The organism is Flavobacterium quisquiliarum (assembly GCF_019308285.1).
In the GTDB taxonomy this organism is placed as follows: Bacteria; Bacteroidota; Bacteroidia; order Flavobacteriales; family Flavobacteriaceae; genus Flavobacterium; species Flavobacterium quisquiliarum.
The window spans coordinates 172,396-191,975 of the sequence record NZ_WWEM01000020.1 but is presented as its reverse complement, the minus strand read 5'-3'; the positions used below and the strand labels follow the sequence as shown (position 1 = coordinate 191,975).

Genomic DNA, 19,580 nt, shown 5'->3' with positions numbered 1-19,580 from the left:
GACAAATACAGGTGAAAAGCTTTATATAATTCTTTTTATATGATTTATTTTATTCTTGGTAGTTGAACGTTCCAGCTCCACCAAAATTATCATTCCAACCGATAGTTTGCAACAACCATGGATTTGCTGTTAGAGCAGTTGTATTCAAACCATTTATGTAATAGTTCGGATTGAACTTAATATTTACAGCTGCTCCATTAAAATTATCCATAGGGGTAACTAAATTTGTACGAATAAAGTTTGTGTTGTAGAACGTTGCTAAAGTTGCTAACTGAGTATTGAAATTTGCTGCATCAGGATCAGCCACTATACTTGCACGTGCAGTTGCCAATGGATCTGTAGTTGCAGACGTTGTTGCAACTCTGTATTGTAAGAAGTTACCAGTACGTTTTGTTCCGTTAATCGGGGTTAAACCTAATTTACTTACAGTACCTCCACTAACTCCAGGTAAAACTTCATTATCATATAACATCCATCTTTGTACATCCCAAAAACGTTTTCCTTCGTAAGCTAACTCTACTCTACGTTCGTATAAAACAGCTTCTATAGCTTTGTACTTATCTGATAATGTACCGATACCATAATTATTAGTACCTTGAGGAATACCAACACGATTTCTAATTCTTCCTAAATAAGTTAAAGTATTGCTAGTTTGACCTAAAGCAGCATAACATTCAGCGATATTCAACAACAATTCAGCATAGCGATATTCAAAAATATCAGTTCCTGAGTATTGGAAGTTAGTTTCTTTACTAGCAGCAGTATTTGACATTTTTCTAATGAAAGCTGGACTAGATATAGCTGTATTTCCATCTGAAAAACCAGCTTTATTTGAACCATCTACCCAACGGTATGCCCAAAGAACACTATTAGGAGTTTCTTTACTTCCCCATTTAACACCAGAAAAAGCAAATGTTCTATAGAATCTAGGATCTCTGTTAAGGAAGAAAGTAAAATCGTTGTAACCATTTGCTGTAGTTGGTCTACTACCATCTGCCATTGGGAATAAATCAATCATTTCTTTAGGAGCAGCAACTCCTCCTCCTGTTCCACCTAAGCTTAATAAACGAATTCCTTTCTCCCAAGAATTATTTATAGCCTGTGATGTAACACCAACTCCACAAAGTTGCACTGTAATAGCTTCTGAACAAAATGCATTATCAATTAAAAACATTTGTTCCCATTGTTTTGCAGTACTTCCATATAATCCATATCCGTCTGCAGTCAATTGAGCTTCTGCTTCCAATCCAGCTTTTAAAGCCGCTTCCCAACGCTCGTTTGAACCATCCCAGTTTTTATTAAACAAAGGACTTGCAAATGTTAGAAGTACTCTAGATTTTTGTGCCAAAGCTGCACCTCTTGTAAAACGACCATATGCGCCAGAAGCCCAATTTCCAGGCAATAAACTTGCCGCCATGTCTAAATCTTTTACAATTTGTGCCACAACTTCAGAAGGTTTAGCTCTTGGAATCTGTATAGACGGATCATTAGCTGAAGCAGACTGAACAGTTGTTACAATAGGAACCCCTCCATAAACTCGCATCAAATCAAAATACTGCATGGCACGCATATAATACATTTGTCCTTTTGCCTGATCACGAAATGTTTTATCTAAGTTTGAACCTTTTACATCAATATCTTCTAAGAAAGCATTACATTCTCTAATTCTATTGTAAGGATGATTATTTATGCTTGTTCCTAATTTTGCTCCATAATAACCACTTGCATCTTGCGAGTTTATAATAGTTTTGTTAGGATTTATAAAATCTTGTGTTCCACCTAATTCTTCTGTCAATCTTGAATTGGTATCTGTAAAAGAACCAATAATTGTAGCAGTTGGCGACTTATATGCATTATAAAAATCGTAATATTGATTATCTACATACGCTTGAGCACGCTCCTGAGTCTGGTAGAATGTATCATCGTAAAAACCATAACCTTTCTTGTCCTTTAGAAAATCATCACTACAAGAAGCAGCACCTACAGCAAGTAATAGTGATAGTGTTATATATTTAAATGGTGTTTTCATAATTTCTTTTTAATTTGATTAGAATGATACGTTAAAATTAAGCGACCAAGTTCTAAGTGTAGGATAATTCACAGAAGAGTTATCATACATATTTCTATAATGATCTGGATAAGGATTGTATAAATCCCAAAGATTATTACCTGTTATACCTAATGTTATAGCAGCAATTTTTGTGTCTGCAAAAACCTTCTTAGGAATATCATAATTAAGACTTAAGTTTCTAACAAAGCAACGGAAAGTACTTATCTGCCAAAAATCTGATGGACTTGACATGTATGTCCATTGTGCAACGTTAGGATATTTACCATTTGGATTATCTTCACTGTACATATCTCTCCAGAAACTCTCACGAGACCACATATTGTGTGCAGATGACGTACCTTGATTTACTAAGTCAACAAAATTTGCTCCTCCCCAAGAAGTTGATATTTGAGTTCTTAAAGAAAATGCGTCATATTTGAAACCTAAGTTTGTTATAACAGTATAAGTTCTACTACTATTTGCTAATTTCACATAATCATTTTCTTTGATAATTTGCCCGTCAGCCCCTGACATTGAACCATCTGGATTAAGCTGACCTGCAACATCTTGATAAGCCAAAGATCCTTTTCTCATCCCAGCAGCAGAATTGATATCAAAATATCTTGGTACTCCACCAACTGCAGTAGCACGTTCTGTTAGATATGCCCAGTAATTTGCAATATCTTCATCTGTTCGCAAAATACCATCCCCTGTTGATGTTCCTTTCCAAACTGCAAATCCCCATACTGGATTAAATGTTGAATAACTCTCTCTTTTAGTTTGATTAGATGGAACCATATTTCCCTGATCAGGATACAATTTGATTTCATTATTATTATAAGCAAAGTTTAATCCAACATTATAACTCATATTACTTTTTATCTTATCACTCCAATTAAGGCTAATTTCATGTCCCCATGCATCAATCCTACCATAATTTTGTTCAGCATAAGCTCCTCCTACAGAAATTGGCACACCTACAGCGCTACTCATATCTGTCAACATTTCTTTATTTTTATCATAATAGAAATCATAAGTTAAGCTTAATCTGTTTTTCAACAAAGTAATATCAACTCCTACGTTGTTTTTTATAGTAGTATCCCAAGTTACATCTCTATTTGGATTTACTCTAGGAGTTAAACCATTTCCGTTCCATCCACCACCACTAGTAGCTGTACCAGGACCGAATTGAAATCCTTTATCTACGATAAGATCATAATACTGTTCCCATCTCCATGGCATAATATTATCTTTACCCGTTTTACCGATAGAGTAGCGAATTTTAAAGAAGTCAACCCATGGCACACTTTTTTCAAACCAATTTTCTTTGGACATTACCCACCCCAATTGAACAGATGGGAAAGTTCCCCAATAGTGTTCAGGAGCAAATTTTGTAGAAGCATCACTACGTAAAATAAATTGGAACAAATACTTTTGTTTGAAACTATAATTCAAACGTCCAAAATAAGAAAGTGTACCTCCTTCTACTTTTGTAGCTTGACTATTAGAAGTACTCAATGTACCAGCAGTACGATAATCTCCTAAATAGTCTTTTCCAGTTTGTTCGTATGCCAAACGTGTAAATGTATTGTATACTTCTGAAGCTTCACCACCTACCATAGCACCAATTTGGTGATCTCCAAAAGTTCTGTCATAGTTAATTAAGAAATCTCCTTGAGTACTTTTACCGTTTGTATTATTATAATATACTCTTGAGTTTCTCACGTTAGTTTCTAATACATAGCTACCTGTCGGATTAGTGGTCGCATTATAAAAACTAGGATTAGCTGCACTTGCTAAGTGTTTGTCTTGAAGTTGGTAATCTCTAATTCTAACTAAATCGTATGGCAATTGAATTTGTTCATTGTAAGTTGAACTTTGATTTCTTGAATAACTTACTTTGAAAGACAATCCTTTTACTGCTGCTACCTTATAATTCAATGAAGCATTTACATTAAATGTATTATCATCAGTAGTTTGATGTGAGCCATTATTTAAATTTGCAAAATAGTTCCAGCCTGCAATGTTATTATTTGCATTTGCGCTTCCAAAGTTTTTGTTTGAATTAGGAAATGGAGATACATAATAATTTTTTCCATCCAAAGTTGTTTGCCAAGGCACATGTTGCGGCATGTGTAACAAGAATCCATAATCAGCTTGTTCCCCACCAGCTGCAGAACCATAACTACCGTCACTAATATTTGATGATGCTTTAGTAAACGATTTATCGATAAATCCAACATTTCCAGAAACAGAAGCAGAAAAATCTAAATTCTTAGCAATTTTTGCATTAATACCTGTACGGAAATTCCACTTCTCATATTTTTGATATCCTAAATTAGCATCTTGTGTTAGATAAGTTGCACCGGCAAAATAGGTAATATCTTCATTACCGCCACTCACATTGAAAGAGTGTTTTTGCTGAATTGCTGGTTTCCAAGCTTCATCTAACCAGTTATAATTTAAACCTTTCATTTGCTCCAATTCTGCATCTGAATATATCGTAGCTGGATCAATTACAGCTGGAGCTGCTACTCTTGATTTAAAATATCTATTGCTAAAAACTCCAAATTCGTAAGCATTCAATACTTTACTATGGCTAATTGCATCATTGATAGCAAACTGGCTATTGTATGAGAATTTTGCTTTGCCTGCTTTACCACGCTTCGTTTTTACCACAATTGCTCCTTGTGAAGCACGAGAACCATAAATTGCAGCAGAACCATCTTTTAAAACAGTCATACTTTCGATCTCTGAAGGATCTAATCTATTAAACTGTTCCAATGTAGGCTTACCATTAGATGGATCTATCTGAATCATATCATCAATGATGATTAATGGAATATCAAACCCTCCATCTTTAGACAAACTAAAAGTTTGACGAATCTGAATAGTTCCTGCTTCTCCTGGACGACCAGACCCACTACTAACATTAAGATTGGGAACTAATCCTTTTAATGCGTCAGATAAATTTGTAACTGGCAAGTCCATTAAATCATCTGCCTTAATAGTAGCGATTGCTCCGGTAAGTTCTTTTTTCTTCTGACTACCATAACCAACTACAACAATATTTTCTAATTGATTAAAATCGTCTTCCATTTTTACATTAACGATAGTACGATTATTAAGGGCGATTTCTTGTTTTTTCATTCCAATGAACGAAAAAACCAAAGTTCCTCCACTTTTTACTTTAATCTGGTATTTTCCATTGTAATCTGTTGTGACTGAATTTTTAGTAGATTTTTCAGTTACGTTAACTCCCGGTAACAGTCCTCCTAAATTGTCGGTAATAGTTCCTGTAACAGTAACTGTATTACTTGAGTTTTGAGCATAACTCAGCACACTTATCAGTGTAAACAAAAGAAAACTACATCTTTTTATAAGTGCTTGTTTCATAAATGTTTTTTTGGTTAGGTTATTAATTGTTAGTTAGTCATGTTAAATATGTTTCAAATTATTAACAAAATTTAGCTTAAAGAAATCTTAAAGAATTTCATTAAATGTTTAAAACACATTTATTTTTTTGTCTTCCAAAAATATAACGATGCTACATTAGAACCGTCCTGCTCTATCCTGTTTTAATCATGTATTCTCAAAAAAAAAGACACAAAAAAAACAATATTAATAAAAATTGAATGAAAAAAATAAACGGAATAGAATATTTGAGACAAATGTTTGCTTAAAACAAAATTTAATATCCTATTTTGACTAAAAAATAATAAGATTTTTATCAAAAATAAACATCTACTATTTATTCTGCAAAATCAAATACATCATAACTGATTCCTAAGTTCTTACAAAAATGCGCTTTTTTACGAAAACGATAGAGTTAATTATTAAAAACAAATTCATTTTACACTAAAAAGCCTACAAAAATAGAATCAGGATAGTTACAAAATGATGAGAAATAAATTTATTAAAAAGAAAAAAATTTAAAAGTAATTTCTGATTAACGATAATTAAACGCACTTTTTATTCTGTTTCATGTTTAAAATACGATAAAAAAACCTGCTATTCAAAGACAAACTGTCTTCATATAGCAGGTTTAATATATTTTAAATATATTTTTTGGGAATTGCTGAATTATTTAGCAGGATTCCATCCGTTTAAAACTAAATTCCTACTGTATTTCAGTATATCTTCTTTCTTTAACTGATGTGACCATGATACTCGTTGCGAGATATTTTTTGCACTCACACCTTTACTCCCATATTCTGCGTAATAAGCCGTTTTATCTTTGTCTGGAAATCGAGTATCAATCCACGCATTCCAACCTTCGGGAATAATATGCGAACCTAAATCGGTATTAATAAAAACGGTTTGCGCATAAGGTCTCCAAGGTCTTCCCAAAAATACTTTGTCTACCGATTTGTCTTTTGCAGTAAGCTTACAATCAACAAAAACAAATCCATAAGTCTGCCCTTGCGGAGTTGAAGCAGCAGTAATATAGGAATTCGTTAAACTTTCAATAGTACATTTATAGAAATAAGCTGTCGCTGCTCCGAAAATGAAATCGGTCGTTCCGTTGATGAAACAATTTTCAAAATAGATACGAGTTTTTTCTTCAGATAAATAAAGAGTGTCTTGGTTTCCTAAAAGATTACAGGTTTTCACTATAACTCTATCACTTTTAATGTGTAAAGCTACTGCCTGTCCTACTCTTCCTGCGGTATTTTCGACAGTAAGATTTTCCAGTGTACAGTCATTTCCTTTAATTAAAAAAGAATATGAAGTTCCTGTTCCAAATTCCTTTTTACCTGATGGATCTAGTTCACGAAGCGGCTTTCCTGAATAATCATCAAATGAAATAATGCTTTTATTTCGGTCTGCTCCTTTTAAAGTAATAAAGGATTTAGAAGCTGGAATCTCCAATTTCTCTACATACTTTCCTGGCTTTATAGTGATTACAACTCGCTTTTCAGAATTGTCCTTTACATTATTTATTGCTTCCTGAATGGTTCTAAAATCTCCCGAACCGTCTTGGGCAACGGTTAATGATAATCTATTATCAAGCGTTTGAGCTGATAGAGAAAGTGTTGTTAAAAATAAAACCAGAATATATTTCATAATATTTAATATTAGAATTTTTAGACAAAGTTTATCTGTAGAGACGCACTGCAGTGCGTCTACGCAACGTAACCACAATGTTTGATATACATGGCGTAGACGCACTGCAGTGCGTCTCTACGAAAAAACAGGAATCTATATATCATTTTAATGCGACATCCAAACCGTCATTTCACCTTTTCCTTTATTTCCCCATGCAAAATACGGAATCAATTTTACTTGTACAGTATTTTCATTTTTAGCAGAAAGCGGTTTGTACAACGTTTTCTCCCATGAATTATTTGAATTTATAACAGCTTCCGCATCAATACTCACTAAGTTTCTATTGTTTAATGTAAAAGGATTTGTTTTAAATTGTGAATTCAATTTTAAAGCCACATCATTCACACTAATTTTAGCAGGCAATTGATCTGATTCTAAACAATACACTAATGGTCCTCTTTTTACAGCAACCTGATTTTTAACTTCTTCCACTAACGGATTCGCTTCCATTAGTTCAACTGGCATTGGAAGATTCAATTCAATAACATCTCCTTTTTTCCATTTTTGATTCACTTCGAAATAAGTCCCTGAAACGATTTTATCAATAATCTGTGAGTTGTTTACAAAAACTTTTGCACCTGAACCCCAGCCCGGAATTCTTAAAAGAATTGCATAGTCTTCTTTTGGCGCTTTGACAATTTTCAAAGTTATTTTTCCATCCCAAGGATAATTCGTCTGCTGTTCAATTTGCAACGCTTCTCCATTAATTGTTTTGGTATTCAAAGAATTGCTTCCGTATAAATTTACAAACAAACCTTCTTTGGAAAGACTGTAAGCATAATTTCCGACTTCGGCAATTGTTCGAGTTACGTTTGGCGCACAACAGTTTGACAAAGCAATATAACCTTCGCGTTCGTTGCCCCATCTTTGGTGAAATGGTAAATCATTTGAAACGTTCAGTGGATTATTATACAAGAATTTTTCTCCTTCCAAATCCATTCCCGAAAGTACACTGTTATACAATGCCAACTCCACAATATCAGCATATTTGGCATCTCCTGTAATTTGAAGCATTCTCCAGTTCCATAAAACATTTCCAATATTGGCACAGGTTTCGGTATGAGCCGTTGCATTTGGCAACTGAAAAGGTCTTCCATACGCCTGATGGATTTTCTGTACCACCGTTGGGTCATAAGAAGTCCCGTCTGGCGAAACTCCGTCGTATAAAGAACCGCAACCACCCGTAATGTACATTTTACGATACGTTACATCATCCCAAATTGATTCTAGATTATCTAGTAGTTTCTTTTCTCCTGTTTCGGCATATAAATCGGCAATTCCAGCGTATAAATAATTTGCTCTTACGGCGTGTCCCATCGCAGTTGTCTGCTGTCTAAACGGAATTCGGTCCTGATTATCATCCGTTCCGTCATTTGTAGTTCCTCTGATATCGATTAGATTATTAGCTAATTCCAGATATTTTGGATCTTTTACAGTTCTGTACATCTCAACAATTCCCATATAATGTGATGGACAAATTGCATTTCTGGCCAATTCTGGCGATGCTTTTTTGTAGAAATCATATAAGAAATCTGCAACACCTTTAGCAATATTCAGGAAATTTGTTTTTCCCGTAGCACGATAATGAATACAAGCTGCAGTCATTAAATGTCCCATATTGTATTTTTCGAAACCTAATTGTTTCTTAACTTCTTCTGGTCCTAAAGTTCCCCAGCGTTCGTCAATTAAAACTGGCGTATGGATATAACCGTCTTTTCGCTGTACTTTCGCGAAAAGCGCAATAGCTTTATCCATTTCTGCATCGAGTTTTTTATCTTTTGTAACAGCATAAGTAGCTGCCATTCCTTCAAAAATTTTATAGAAATCTCCATCATGAAAAGAAGGTCCTTTGAAAGCTCCTTTGCTTAATCCAGCTGCAATTTCGAAGTTTTTGTAAGCATGCGAAATTTCATCGTTATGATACAAATCCCACATGTACGGCAAAGTATTTTTGGTCTCTACATCAAATTGCTCTTTCCAAAAACCGTTTGTCCATTTTACATCTTGTAAACCTACGCTTTGTAATTTGGAATACGGACTTTCTGAATTTGCAACCAAACCTTTGTTCTGGGCGAAGATTACGGTTGAAAGAAATAAGGATGATATGATGATATTCTTTTTCATTTTGAATATTTTTTTTCGCCACGAATTCACGAATTATTTTTTGAAAATCTTTAAATATAATTCGTGAATTCGTGGCTAACTAATTTTTTATTTTACGAAGAAATTGATAGTTCTGCTCATAGAATCTCCATCCGCATCTTTTACCGTTACTACGAAAGAAGCGAAACCTTTATCTGAAGCCGTAAACTGAATTTCTTTCCCTTTTAAACTTGCTTTTCCATTTTTTACTTCGGAGAAAGTATAAACAGGTTTATTTTCAAAACCTTTGAAATAGTCTGCTACGTTTAAAACTTTTTTATCTTTTAAATTCACAAAATAATGAGGCTGAGCCAACCAATCTAAATAATTATCCAACTGAGTAAATCCGTCTTTATCAGTATCTGAATTAGCATCTGAGAAATCTCCTGAAGCCGAGTTTTCATTTAGTCCAAAAACTTTTTCCCACCAGTTTGGCAAACCGTCATGATCTGTATCCCAATCTGCTGGACGAGTTTCTGACGCAAAATTTGGCCATCCTCCTGCATCCTGTTCATTATCAATCATGCCGCCTAAACCGCTTTTACTTCCTTTGTAAGTAAAAGTTCCTTTTAAAGTTTCATTGATAATTCGGTTATCGTGTTTATCAAAAAACGGCTGATTAGCACCAACATCTGAAAGTACATTTTTATAGGCCGCTTTCGCTGATTGGGTGTTTACATAAGAAGGAAAAAATGGTTTATCTACAAAAGTTTCATATTCTACTTTCTCTCTATTTGTCACAGTCGATTTTCTGCCTTTATCTTGAGATTTCTCATCGAAATAACCCGGCATAACATTTCCATCAAAATAATAACGTTGCATTCCTTTTCCAACGCCTTCATGTTGTGCATTTAAAGCTACAAAAATCCCAGTTGAAGCACCCGGTTTATAATAATTATTGACAAAATTTACCTCATTTGCACCACCGTCAGTTGTTCTTTTCCCCCAATTGTAAACCACATTATTAGTAATATCCAATCTTCCTGTATAAAATCCATCTCCGCTTAGACCTCCTCCAATACTCCAGTTTCTTCCGTAATTATGAGATAATAAATTATGATGAAAACTACCTATATCGCCGCCAATTGTAGCTGCATAACCGTGCATTTTACCTGCTTCATATTTATCATGTCCCGCAACGTTTAAAGCTTCAGAAATTAAAGTTCTCTGTAAAGTAATATGATGTGCACCACGTGAACTAAACGATTCATCGATCGTCCAGCTTATTGAACAATGATCAATTATACTATAATCTGCGCCTGTTAATCCCATTCCGTCAAAAGTAGTTCCGCCTCCGATTCTCACTTTTAGAAAACGAATTACACCATCATTTCCTGTCAATCCAATTGGCGCTCTTCTAATCGTAATTCCTTCGCCTGGTGCTGTTTGTCCCGCAATAGTAATATATGGCTGATTTGCTACTAATCTCGAAGCCAGTTTTATATTTCCCGAAACATTGAAAACGATCGTTCTTGGCCCAATTTCCTGATTGATAGCATCACGTAAACTTCCCGGTCCGTCATCATTTAAGTTCGTTACTTCAATTACTTTTCCTCCACGTCCACCAACAGCATAACGTCCGTAACCTTCAGCTCCTGGAAATGCCAATTGTGCAGGTTTAAACGACCATACATTTCCTAAAGTCACTTCACCTTTAGTATCAACTTCATCGACTCTCCAATAATAAGTTGTTCCTGAATATAAATCAGAAACTGTAAAAGATTTATCAGTTAGTTTTCCTTTAAATTCTTTTGAAGATTCAGTTGCATTTTCTACCGCGTTTTTGTCTTCACCGAAGTACAATTTATGAGAGGCCACATTTTTTACAGCATCCCATTTTAAGGTTAAAGTTTTGCCTACTTCAACGTGTTCGTCTCTGTTTTTTGGTTCAGGAGTACGCGCCTGATACATAAGGTTTGGCGTATCAATTTCAAAACCATTAATCACAATTTGTTTTACGATATCAGGATTGGAAGTTTGATCTATCTCAAAACGAACAATTACATCTTTTCCTTTTTCAGCACTAAAAGTAATATACGCCATCGAAGCATCAATTTTAGCATTGGCTCTCTGACTTGCATTTACTGTTTCCTGAAGTTTTCCGTTTATGAAGATTTTGATTGGAGAAAAAGTTTTTCCTGTAATGACATCAAAAGCGTTGTGAAAAGTCAAAAGTGTATGTTTTCCTGCTTTCAGTCCACTGATTTTCAATTCCAAATTCTCGGCCGTAACCAAACCATCACTTCCTAATCTATTATAAAACGGAGCACTCATTCCTACTTTGTACCACTTTGAAGTAAAGTTTCCTTTCAGCTTAAATGACACATAATTAAATGATTTTTCGGCTTCTTTTCCTTCATTTATCACCCACGAATCATAGCTTGGATCATGAACTTCTTCTAGTCTTCTTTGAAAAAAATCAAAGTCAACTTTTACAATTTGCTTATCAGTATTTGCAACTGATTGTGCTTGTCCGTTTGAAGCCAAAAACATTGACAAAACTGTTGCACTTAGTAATTTCTTAATCATTTTTTTGTGGTAATAGTTAGTTTAATTTCATTTTCTCTGCTTCAGATTTTCCTAGCAGATTTATAATGTCATTTTTTCTTTCTTCTGGAATTACTTTTAAAACCTTCAATTCTCCATTCACGAGTTCGGCTTCAATTGTAGTATTTTGTTTGGCGTGTAATTTAAAATGAACGTTCCATTCTTTCGGCCACGCTGGGAAAAGATAGATTTTCCCGTCTGCTTCCTGCAAAAGCATTTCCTGCATGCCAATCATTCCTGATCCACCCCAATTATGATCTGGAACCCAATCAAATCCAGGTCCCCAAAATGCTGGAAAACGTCTCTCTGAATTCGCTATTTTCATTGTATTATATTTCATCGCTTCTTCCGTTAAACCCAAACGAGCCGAGAAAATATTATCTTGTTTCCAACCTACATGACTTCTAAATTTTAAAGCATCTGGATCGTATTTCCACGTATTTAAAGCCGTTTCCAAATCAGGTTTTCCAACACCATAAATTCCCCACGGATAAACAGGATACAATTGCGGAACTTCAGAATTATTAACTCTTTCCCAAGTTTTAGCAGGAAGTAAAACTTTATGGTTTTCAATCTGCCCTAAATTTAAAGGCGGAATTCTGGTTTGAAATGCTTTTAAATATTCTGAGTCTTCTTTTGACAATTGATTCCCTGAAAGGTTTAAAAGACTTTCTGTAATTACTTGTAAAGCCGAAATTGTGCTATTGGCATTATTAGCCATTTTATAAGTTTCCGCCCCTGAACCCGGAAAAAGAATTAATTTTCCATTTCCATCCAAAGCTTTTCTGCTTCTTTGTTTGGCTAAATATTGATAATGTTCATCAAAAAATCGAAGACAGCTAATGATGAATTGATTGTATTTTTGAATGTCTTCTCCAGCATATTCTTTCTGTTGCAACATCATTTGACAGAATTCCAAAACCGTATCCCATTCATATTCCAACCACGCATTGTATTCCATTCCCGGATCATAATCTGCAGGACGTTTCCATTCGTATTCAGCTGGATTTGGCAAGCCGAAGTTTTCTAATTGTTCTGTGAATGATGCTCCGTTATGATTCCAATATACTTTACTACGCAGTTCAGCATTTTTTTGAAGACTAACGTAATAATCCAATTGTGATTTCATCATATCAAAATCACCGCTTTTTACCATTGGAAAATAAACCAATCGCTGATTTTGAGCTGTCATCGTTCCTCCGCCCCAATTTCTGAAATCGGGTGTAAAATTGAGGTCTTTATTCGTGTAAACAGGATCAACTGTAAAAAGCCCGCCATTGAATTTTGTTGGATATTTCCCGTACACATTGCATCCCAGCATGTATCGGAACAATTGATAATTCTGCCCAATTTGATACACTGAATCTTTGGCAATCGATTGATTTTTTTGAGTAAAAATAAAACTGCGATTCCAGAAATTATTCCACCATTTTTGAGTGTTTTTTTCGGCTTGTTTAGCTGTATTTTTATTTGCGGAAATCAAACTTTTTAATCCATTATCCCAAGTAGAAAAATCAGATTGATTGGTGTTTAAATAAATTTCTAAAGAATGTTTTTTGGATGGTTTTATGCTTGTTAAATTAAACCCTTTAAAATCGGTATCCTGATATTTTCCAAGATATGTTCCATCTGACTTTAAATTATCGCCTTTCATAAATCCACCAAAATTCAGATTCGCAATCGGGTTTAGCATTTGATCTTTAACCGATTCCATTTTTTGCTGTTTTACCGCAACATCAAAAACCGTGTTTTCTCGATTTCTGTGGTAAAATTTAACTCCATTATTTTCAAACAAAATAGAATCTTTATACGTAATAAGTTCTCCCTGAGGCGCCCATTTATAAGAATTGGCATTATTTTCCTTCCCTTTCGGATAACGGTTCTGATAACGCCAACTTTCATAAGAAGCCCTCATTTTCAACGGGTTTTTACTCTCTAAATCAACATGAATGATTGGTTTAAAAACATCCACCCAAAGTTTGATTTTAGTATCATTCTGCCCAACCAAAACATAACCGCCTTTAAGTTTTAATTCCTGATGAAAACCGTCTTTCCCTTCAAACGGATTTGGCGTTAAAGTGACTTTTACACGACCTAATTTCAATAAGGTATTATGCTCATCGAAAGTCCCGCTTCGCGAAAAATAGAAATACAAATCGCCTTTCTCAACCCAGACATTCATACCAATATCCCCGCCTCCCAAAGGCATCGATTCTGACGAATTATTACTTTGCGTTGTCCAAACCTGATTGTAATTATCAAGCGTAGGAATTTGCGCTTTAAGACAAAGCGTTGTGAAGAAAAGTATTATTAGTATCGTATTTTTCATCTTTTTCTCTCCTGCAAGGTTTCCAAAACCTTGTAGGTCTTTATTTTTTTATTTTCTCTCGCAGATTTGGCAGATTGAGTAGATTTATTTTTATCTCCAAAATCTGCCAAATCTGCGAGAGTTATAAATTAAGTGTGTGTAAATCTTTTTCGAGTTACTTGCGGAGATCCCTCGTTCCTCGGGACGACAGACTAGTCGTTAAACTCATACCTTAACCACACCTACAAGGTTTTGAAAACCTTGCAGGAGCGTCCTCCATATATTACCACTCATCTGTTCTAAACGAAGAAACCGGCAAACCTCCGCCACTAAACAATTCCGCTTTAGCGAAATCTTTCCATAAATAACGAACTGCCACTGGATTTTTTACTTTATCAGAAGTCAGAACCACTGACTTTCTTCTAACAGATGCTTTCGCTGGATAAAAAACTTTGTCTTCTCCTGCGATTTCAAAACCAGTTATTTCTTTGTCATAAGATGTAATTCCGTTATTAACATCATCAAAAGAAACCGTTACAGCGCCATCTTTTATCTCCATCGATTTGTATTTCGGACTTTCGTATTCAAAACCTTCAATTCCGTATGTTCTTGCCAAAGCTTGAAAAGCCAATCTATTTCCTCCTTTTTCTTTATCCATTGGATGAATACTGTTTTCTTCACCTACATCCATCAAAACTGCCATTCCTGAGTTCGGAATTGCTGTCGAAGCCTTAAACTGCGCTTCTCTCAAATAAGCCGAATTGTATTTTTCCTGATAATCTTTTGGATGAAATGAAGCATAATTAAAAGGCGCAATCTGAGCGAAATAAAAAGGAAAATCTCCTTGATTCCAAAGCGTTCTCCAACTGCTTACCATTTTTTTCATTAAAGCAGTATATTCATTTGCTCTTTCGTAATTCGATTCTCCCTGATACCAAATACAGCCTTTAATTCCGTACCCAATTACAGGCGAAAGCATTCCGTTAAACAAAGTCGTTGGCACACGATTTGGGTCTTTTACCAATTCTTCTTTTGTAGTCGGAATTTTAGCACTTGAGAAATCTTTCAGCATTTCTTTGTTCATCCAAGCTTCCATGCTAGAACCACCATACGAAACGTGAATTAATCCCACAGGAACATTTAAAACTTCCTGTAAAAGCGAACCAAAATACCAAGCTGTTGCGCTAAAACGAGAGGTTGATTTTGGAGAAGCTTCCTCCCATTTCCCTTCGAAATCTTGCAAAGGTTCTAAAACGGTTGCTCTTGGAATCGTAATTAAACGAATGTTTTTATTGGTTGATCTCACAATAATTTCATTTCCGTTTTTAACTGGCTGTCCTTGAAATCCTTTTAATGGCATTTCCATATTTGACTGCCCTGAACAAAGCCAAACTTCACCTAACAAAACATTTTTGATGGTTATTTTTTCCGTTCCTTCTGAAACTTCAATAGTATATGGACCACCAAAAGAAACCGTTTTTAATTCTGTTTTCCATTTACCTGAAGCATCTGTTTTTACCTTGTAGGTTTTAGAATCCCACGAAGTTTTGATTGTAATATTTACGTTCTTTTCTGCCCAACCCCAAATTGGTGTGTTTGACTTTTGTTGCAACATCATGTTGTCGGTAAACAATGCTGGTAGTTTGATTTTGGCATTGATTTGAAAGCTCGCTAAAATCGTTAATAATGCAATAATTGATTTTTTCATATTCTATTTTTTTCCGCCACGAATTCGCGAATTTTTTATTAATCTGATTTTAAAAATAATTCGTGAATTCGTGGCTAACCTTTATTTTTCTTGTAAAATTGTAACTGGCCCAAATAATCCCGCTTTCAACAATGGCTCTCCATCTAAACGGAACGGCGCTGTTGTCCATGTTAATCTTTCTTCTTTTGGCAATTTTTGATCGCCAATTAATCTATTTGCCCAGGTATTTGTGATTTTAATTTCTATCGTATTTTTTCCTTTTTGTAAAGCTTTTGAAATATCAGTTTTGAAAGGGAAAGTCCAAAGAGTTCCGCAGTCTTTTCCATTGATTTTGATTTCGGCGATATTTGAGATTTCTCCTAAATCCAGCCAGATTTTATTGGAATCTTTTCCTTTCCAGACAAACTCTTTTTTATAAACTACAGTTCCCGAATAATACTTAATTTGGTCATTTTCAGAAGTACTCCAATCAAAAAGTTTGTTCGTTTTAACTACTTCTTTTGGACCTTTAAATTCAGGATCAAATTGTAATTCCCAGTTTTCATCTAAAGTCTGAACATTTTCAAACTCAGATGATTTTTCATGTGCTAAAACTTCTTTCGTTTCTCCTTTAAAAATCACAAAACCTGATTCGTTGGCATCTAAAGTTATCGAAACAATTGTTCTTCCGTTTTCTATTTTCCAATTGACTAAAGTCGAAGTTTCATCTGTTACAGGATTGTACCAAACAGGAATTTTTCCAGCTATTCTGAAAGAAGCATCGAATGTTCTTTTTTCTCCTTTTTGATTCGAAATGAAATAAACATCTTCTGTTTCCGACTTACGATGCGCCCACGCCAATGTTTCTGAATCAGCTCGGTTTAAATTTGGAAAATAAACATCCTGAGTAATTCCGATTGACGCAAAATCATTTCCTAAATACGGTAATTTGACAACCGTTCCTTTTCCGATTTTCCATGTTGATGAATTGGCATTATTCCAGATTTCATCAATTACATTTTGCCATTTCTTTTGATCGGTTTCTGATTGAATTCCTGGCTGAAGGTTTGGTCTTTCATCCACAAAAATTGTCGCTCCTTCTTTTAACAACTGCAGGATTTTTTCGGCAGAAGCCAAAGAAAGCATCTTATTTGGTGCCATTTTATGACTTCCTGGGAAGAATAAAGCGCCATATTCTATTCCGCCTTCAAATGAAATTTTTCCGTTTACCACTTTCGCACGATTAATTAAAACATCGGCATTAAATGAATCATATTGGTAACCATTTAGCGGGTTAATCCATTGTGATAAATCAGTTATGTTTTTAGAATAGGTCACTTCTTTGGGCATTTTTGCCGTTGGTTGGCCTTCATTTTCTAAACGGATTTTCTCGCTTTCCAATCTTTCTTTTCCGAAAACATTCGGAATAAAAGGAACCAAACGATCTGGAACAAAAGAACGGGAAGGAAAATCTTCGCCAATAAAAACTGCCAAATCAATTACAGGTTTACCTTTTTGCAACTGAAACTGCACTCTTTGGCAATAATCGAACCACGCTTTTCCGGGTTTCCACCAAGTTTGATCTCTCTGAAAAAAAGTTCCGATATCGTCTAAGGTCATTCCGGGTTTTCTATCCGTCCACGGATTATGGACAAAAACGTGATAGAATAAACGGTTAATTCCTAAAGCATAATTCCGGTCTGCCGTTGTTTTTAGATTTCCGGGATGTTCGTCCCAATCCATTCTCAGAGCCGTAAAAGATTCAGCCTGAATAATATCTTTTCCGTAAATATGCCCGCCCGAAATGGCATCAACCATGTCAAAAGGTTTATCGTGGGTTGGGCTTTTCAGCCAAAATTCTCCACTTGGATAATCGACAAATTTATAGTGAAGCAATGCATCGCTGGTTACAACTGGCGCTACATTTTCTGCACTTAATTTTATATTGTTTTCTTTGGCGATTTGCGCTACAGTTCCGTAGAAATTATCGGCAACTAAATCGGCAATTGTTTTACGAACATCGTATAAAACTTTCTCTGAGAAATTGGCACTTTCTACGGGAATTCCGGCCATAACTGGAAGATATTCTACAAGATCGTAGCCACGTCTCTTTTTAAATTCTGCCTGAAAAACCGAAGACCAGTTTTGGCTTCCACATTCCCAACTGTCAAAATGAAGAATTTCTAAAACTTTTGAAGCCAATTCTGAGCCTGCCGAGCGAACGGCATCTCCAAACCAATGATCCAACTGAAAACGAATTAATTCTGGATTAAATTTGTCGACTTCCAGTCCTTTTCCTGCTCCGCCTGTTGCATTTTCATGTCCTGTAGAAGTATGTCCCATTCGGATAATTTTCCATTTCCCTTTTGGAGCTTTCCAGTTTAGGTTTCCATCGGCATCAACAAAATTGGATATATTGATAATTTCTGACTTTTTGAATGCATCAGAATTTGGAATTTCTTTTTCTGTAGTTTGCGGAGTCAAACGCCAGATTGCTCCTGATTTTCCTTCGTAATTATTAATCAGTGATTGGTTCGAAAGTGTAATTTTACTCACTTTCAAATTCTGTTTCCACTTTGCAAAATCTAAATCTTCTGCTCCTGGCTCTGTTCCCTTTGGATCATAAACAAATCGGAAATATTTTGCTGTAACTGGCGTAATAGTATGTGTATTTGGGAAATCCATATCCTGCCAACCATGACGTGGTGCGATCATTCTTTCGTGGAATCTAAAATTGATTCCGTCATCACTCACTTCTACAATAAGACGCTGTGCCTGAAAATCTCTTCCTTTGGTTTCAATAACAATAGATTTGCAGGTAAAAGGCTGTGCAAATTCGTATTGAATCCAACCCGCATCGACAAATTTGAAGTTTTCATCTTTTTTAGGATCAGCCAAAAAAGATGCATCGGTATTGTTTGATGTTGTCACTTTTGGGAGTTGCATCTGCGAAGTAATTTGGTATTCTTTAATCGGACTAGCAAATGTGGCAATGTCTTTATAATAATCCTTATAGTGTTCTGGCACTGGCAATTTCGACGCAACTTTTTTTCCACCTAAAATTTCAGTTGTTGACCAGACTACTTTTTGCATCGACATTTCTGGTGTAATCCACGGCCCGCCTGCAACGGCAAATCCGTCTGCTCCATGAAAAGCCAGTTTCAAACCTAAACGATCTGCTTCTTTAAAAGCCCAATGAATCATATCCCAAAATTCAGGCGTCAACTGTAAAACTGGCGGATCTATCAATGGCGGATTGGCTGGACCTTTAATAGTCATTAAATAAGCGCCCGCAATCCCGGCTTGTTTCATGGCTTCTAAATCGGCTGTAATTCCAGGTTTAGAATAGGCCGATTTCATCCAATACCAATACACCCAAGGTCTTGAGGAGTCTAAAGTTGGCTGAAAAGATTCTTTTTTATGAACTTCCTGTGCAGAGACGAGGCTTGCCAAAAGGAGGATAAAAAAGAGGTGTTTTTTTTGAAACATTATTCTTTGTTTTTTTTATAATCTGTTTTATCTGCCAAATCTGCGGGAAAAATTTACTCTCGCAGATTTGGCTGATTTGGCAGATTTTTTACTTTTTTTCGTCTTTTTTGTCATTTCGACGTAAGGAGAAATCTTCGTGAGTAGCTCCGCATGGTGGATCACCTTTGTAAAGTTTCTTGCGAAGATTTCTCGTCCCTCGAAATGACAATCTGTACCTTAAACTATTAGTTCTTAATTTTAAAATTATC

General features: G+C 35.3%; 8 protein-coding genes. All 8 read right to left on the bottom strand.

The window, feature by feature from the left end:
• Positions 1-49: 49 nt before the first annotated feature.
• Positions 50-2,029 (bottom strand): RagB/SusD family nutrient uptake outer membrane protein, encoded by a 1,980-nt coding sequence (locus tag GSY47_RS08875; protein ID WP_179005762.1) that lies wholly within the window; start codon positions 2,027-2,029, stop codon positions 50-52.
• A gap of 18 nt (positions 2,030-2,047) precedes the next feature.
• The gene (locus GSY47_RS08870; RefSeq protein ID WP_179005760.1) at positions 2,048-5,446 is read right to left on the bottom strand and encodes a SusC/RagA family TonB-linked outer membrane protein; all 3,399 of its coding nucleotides are present in this window, start codon (positions 5,444-5,446) and stop codon (positions 2,048-2,050) included.
• Between the two features lie 687 nt (positions 5,447-6,133).
• Positions 6,134-7,117 (bottom strand): pectinesterase family protein, encoded by a 984-nt coding sequence (locus tag GSY47_RS08865; protein WP_179005758.1) that lies wholly within the window; start codon positions 7,115-7,117, stop codon positions 6,134-6,136.
• A gap of 147 nt (positions 7,118-7,264) precedes the next feature.
• Entirely contained in the window at positions 7,265-9,283 is a 2,019-nt protein-coding gene (locus tag GSY47_RS08860; protein WP_179005756.1) for an aceric acid hydrolase, read from the bottom strand.
• Positions 9,284-9,370: 87 nt separating this feature from the next.
• Entirely contained in the window at positions 9,371-11,830 is a 2,460-nt protein-coding gene (locus tag GSY47_RS08855; protein WP_179005754.1) for a pectate lyase family protein, read from the bottom strand.
• 16 nt (positions 11,831-11,846) lie between these two features.
• Positions 11,847-14,177: a DUF5703 domain-containing protein gene (locus GSY47_RS08850; RefSeq protein ID WP_179005752.1), complete on the bottom strand. Its 2,331-nt coding sequence runs from the start codon at positions 14,175-14,177 to the stop codon at positions 11,847-11,849.
• 262 nt (positions 14,178-14,439) lie between these two features.
• Positions 14,440-15,864 carry a sialate O-acetylesterase gene (locus GSY47_RS08845; RefSeq protein WP_179005750.1) on the bottom strand — a complete coding sequence of 475 codons (1,425 nt, stop codon included), beginning with the start codon at positions 15,862-15,864 and terminating at the stop codon, positions 14,440-14,442.
• Positions 15,865-15,945: 81 nt separating this feature from the next.
• Positions 15,946-19,332, bottom strand: a complete 3,387-nt coding sequence (locus tag GSY47_RS08840) for a glycosyl hydrolase (protein ID WP_179005748.1) — start codon at positions 19,330-19,332, stop codon at positions 15,946-15,948.
• Between the last annotated feature and the right edge of the window lie 248 nt (positions 19,333-19,580).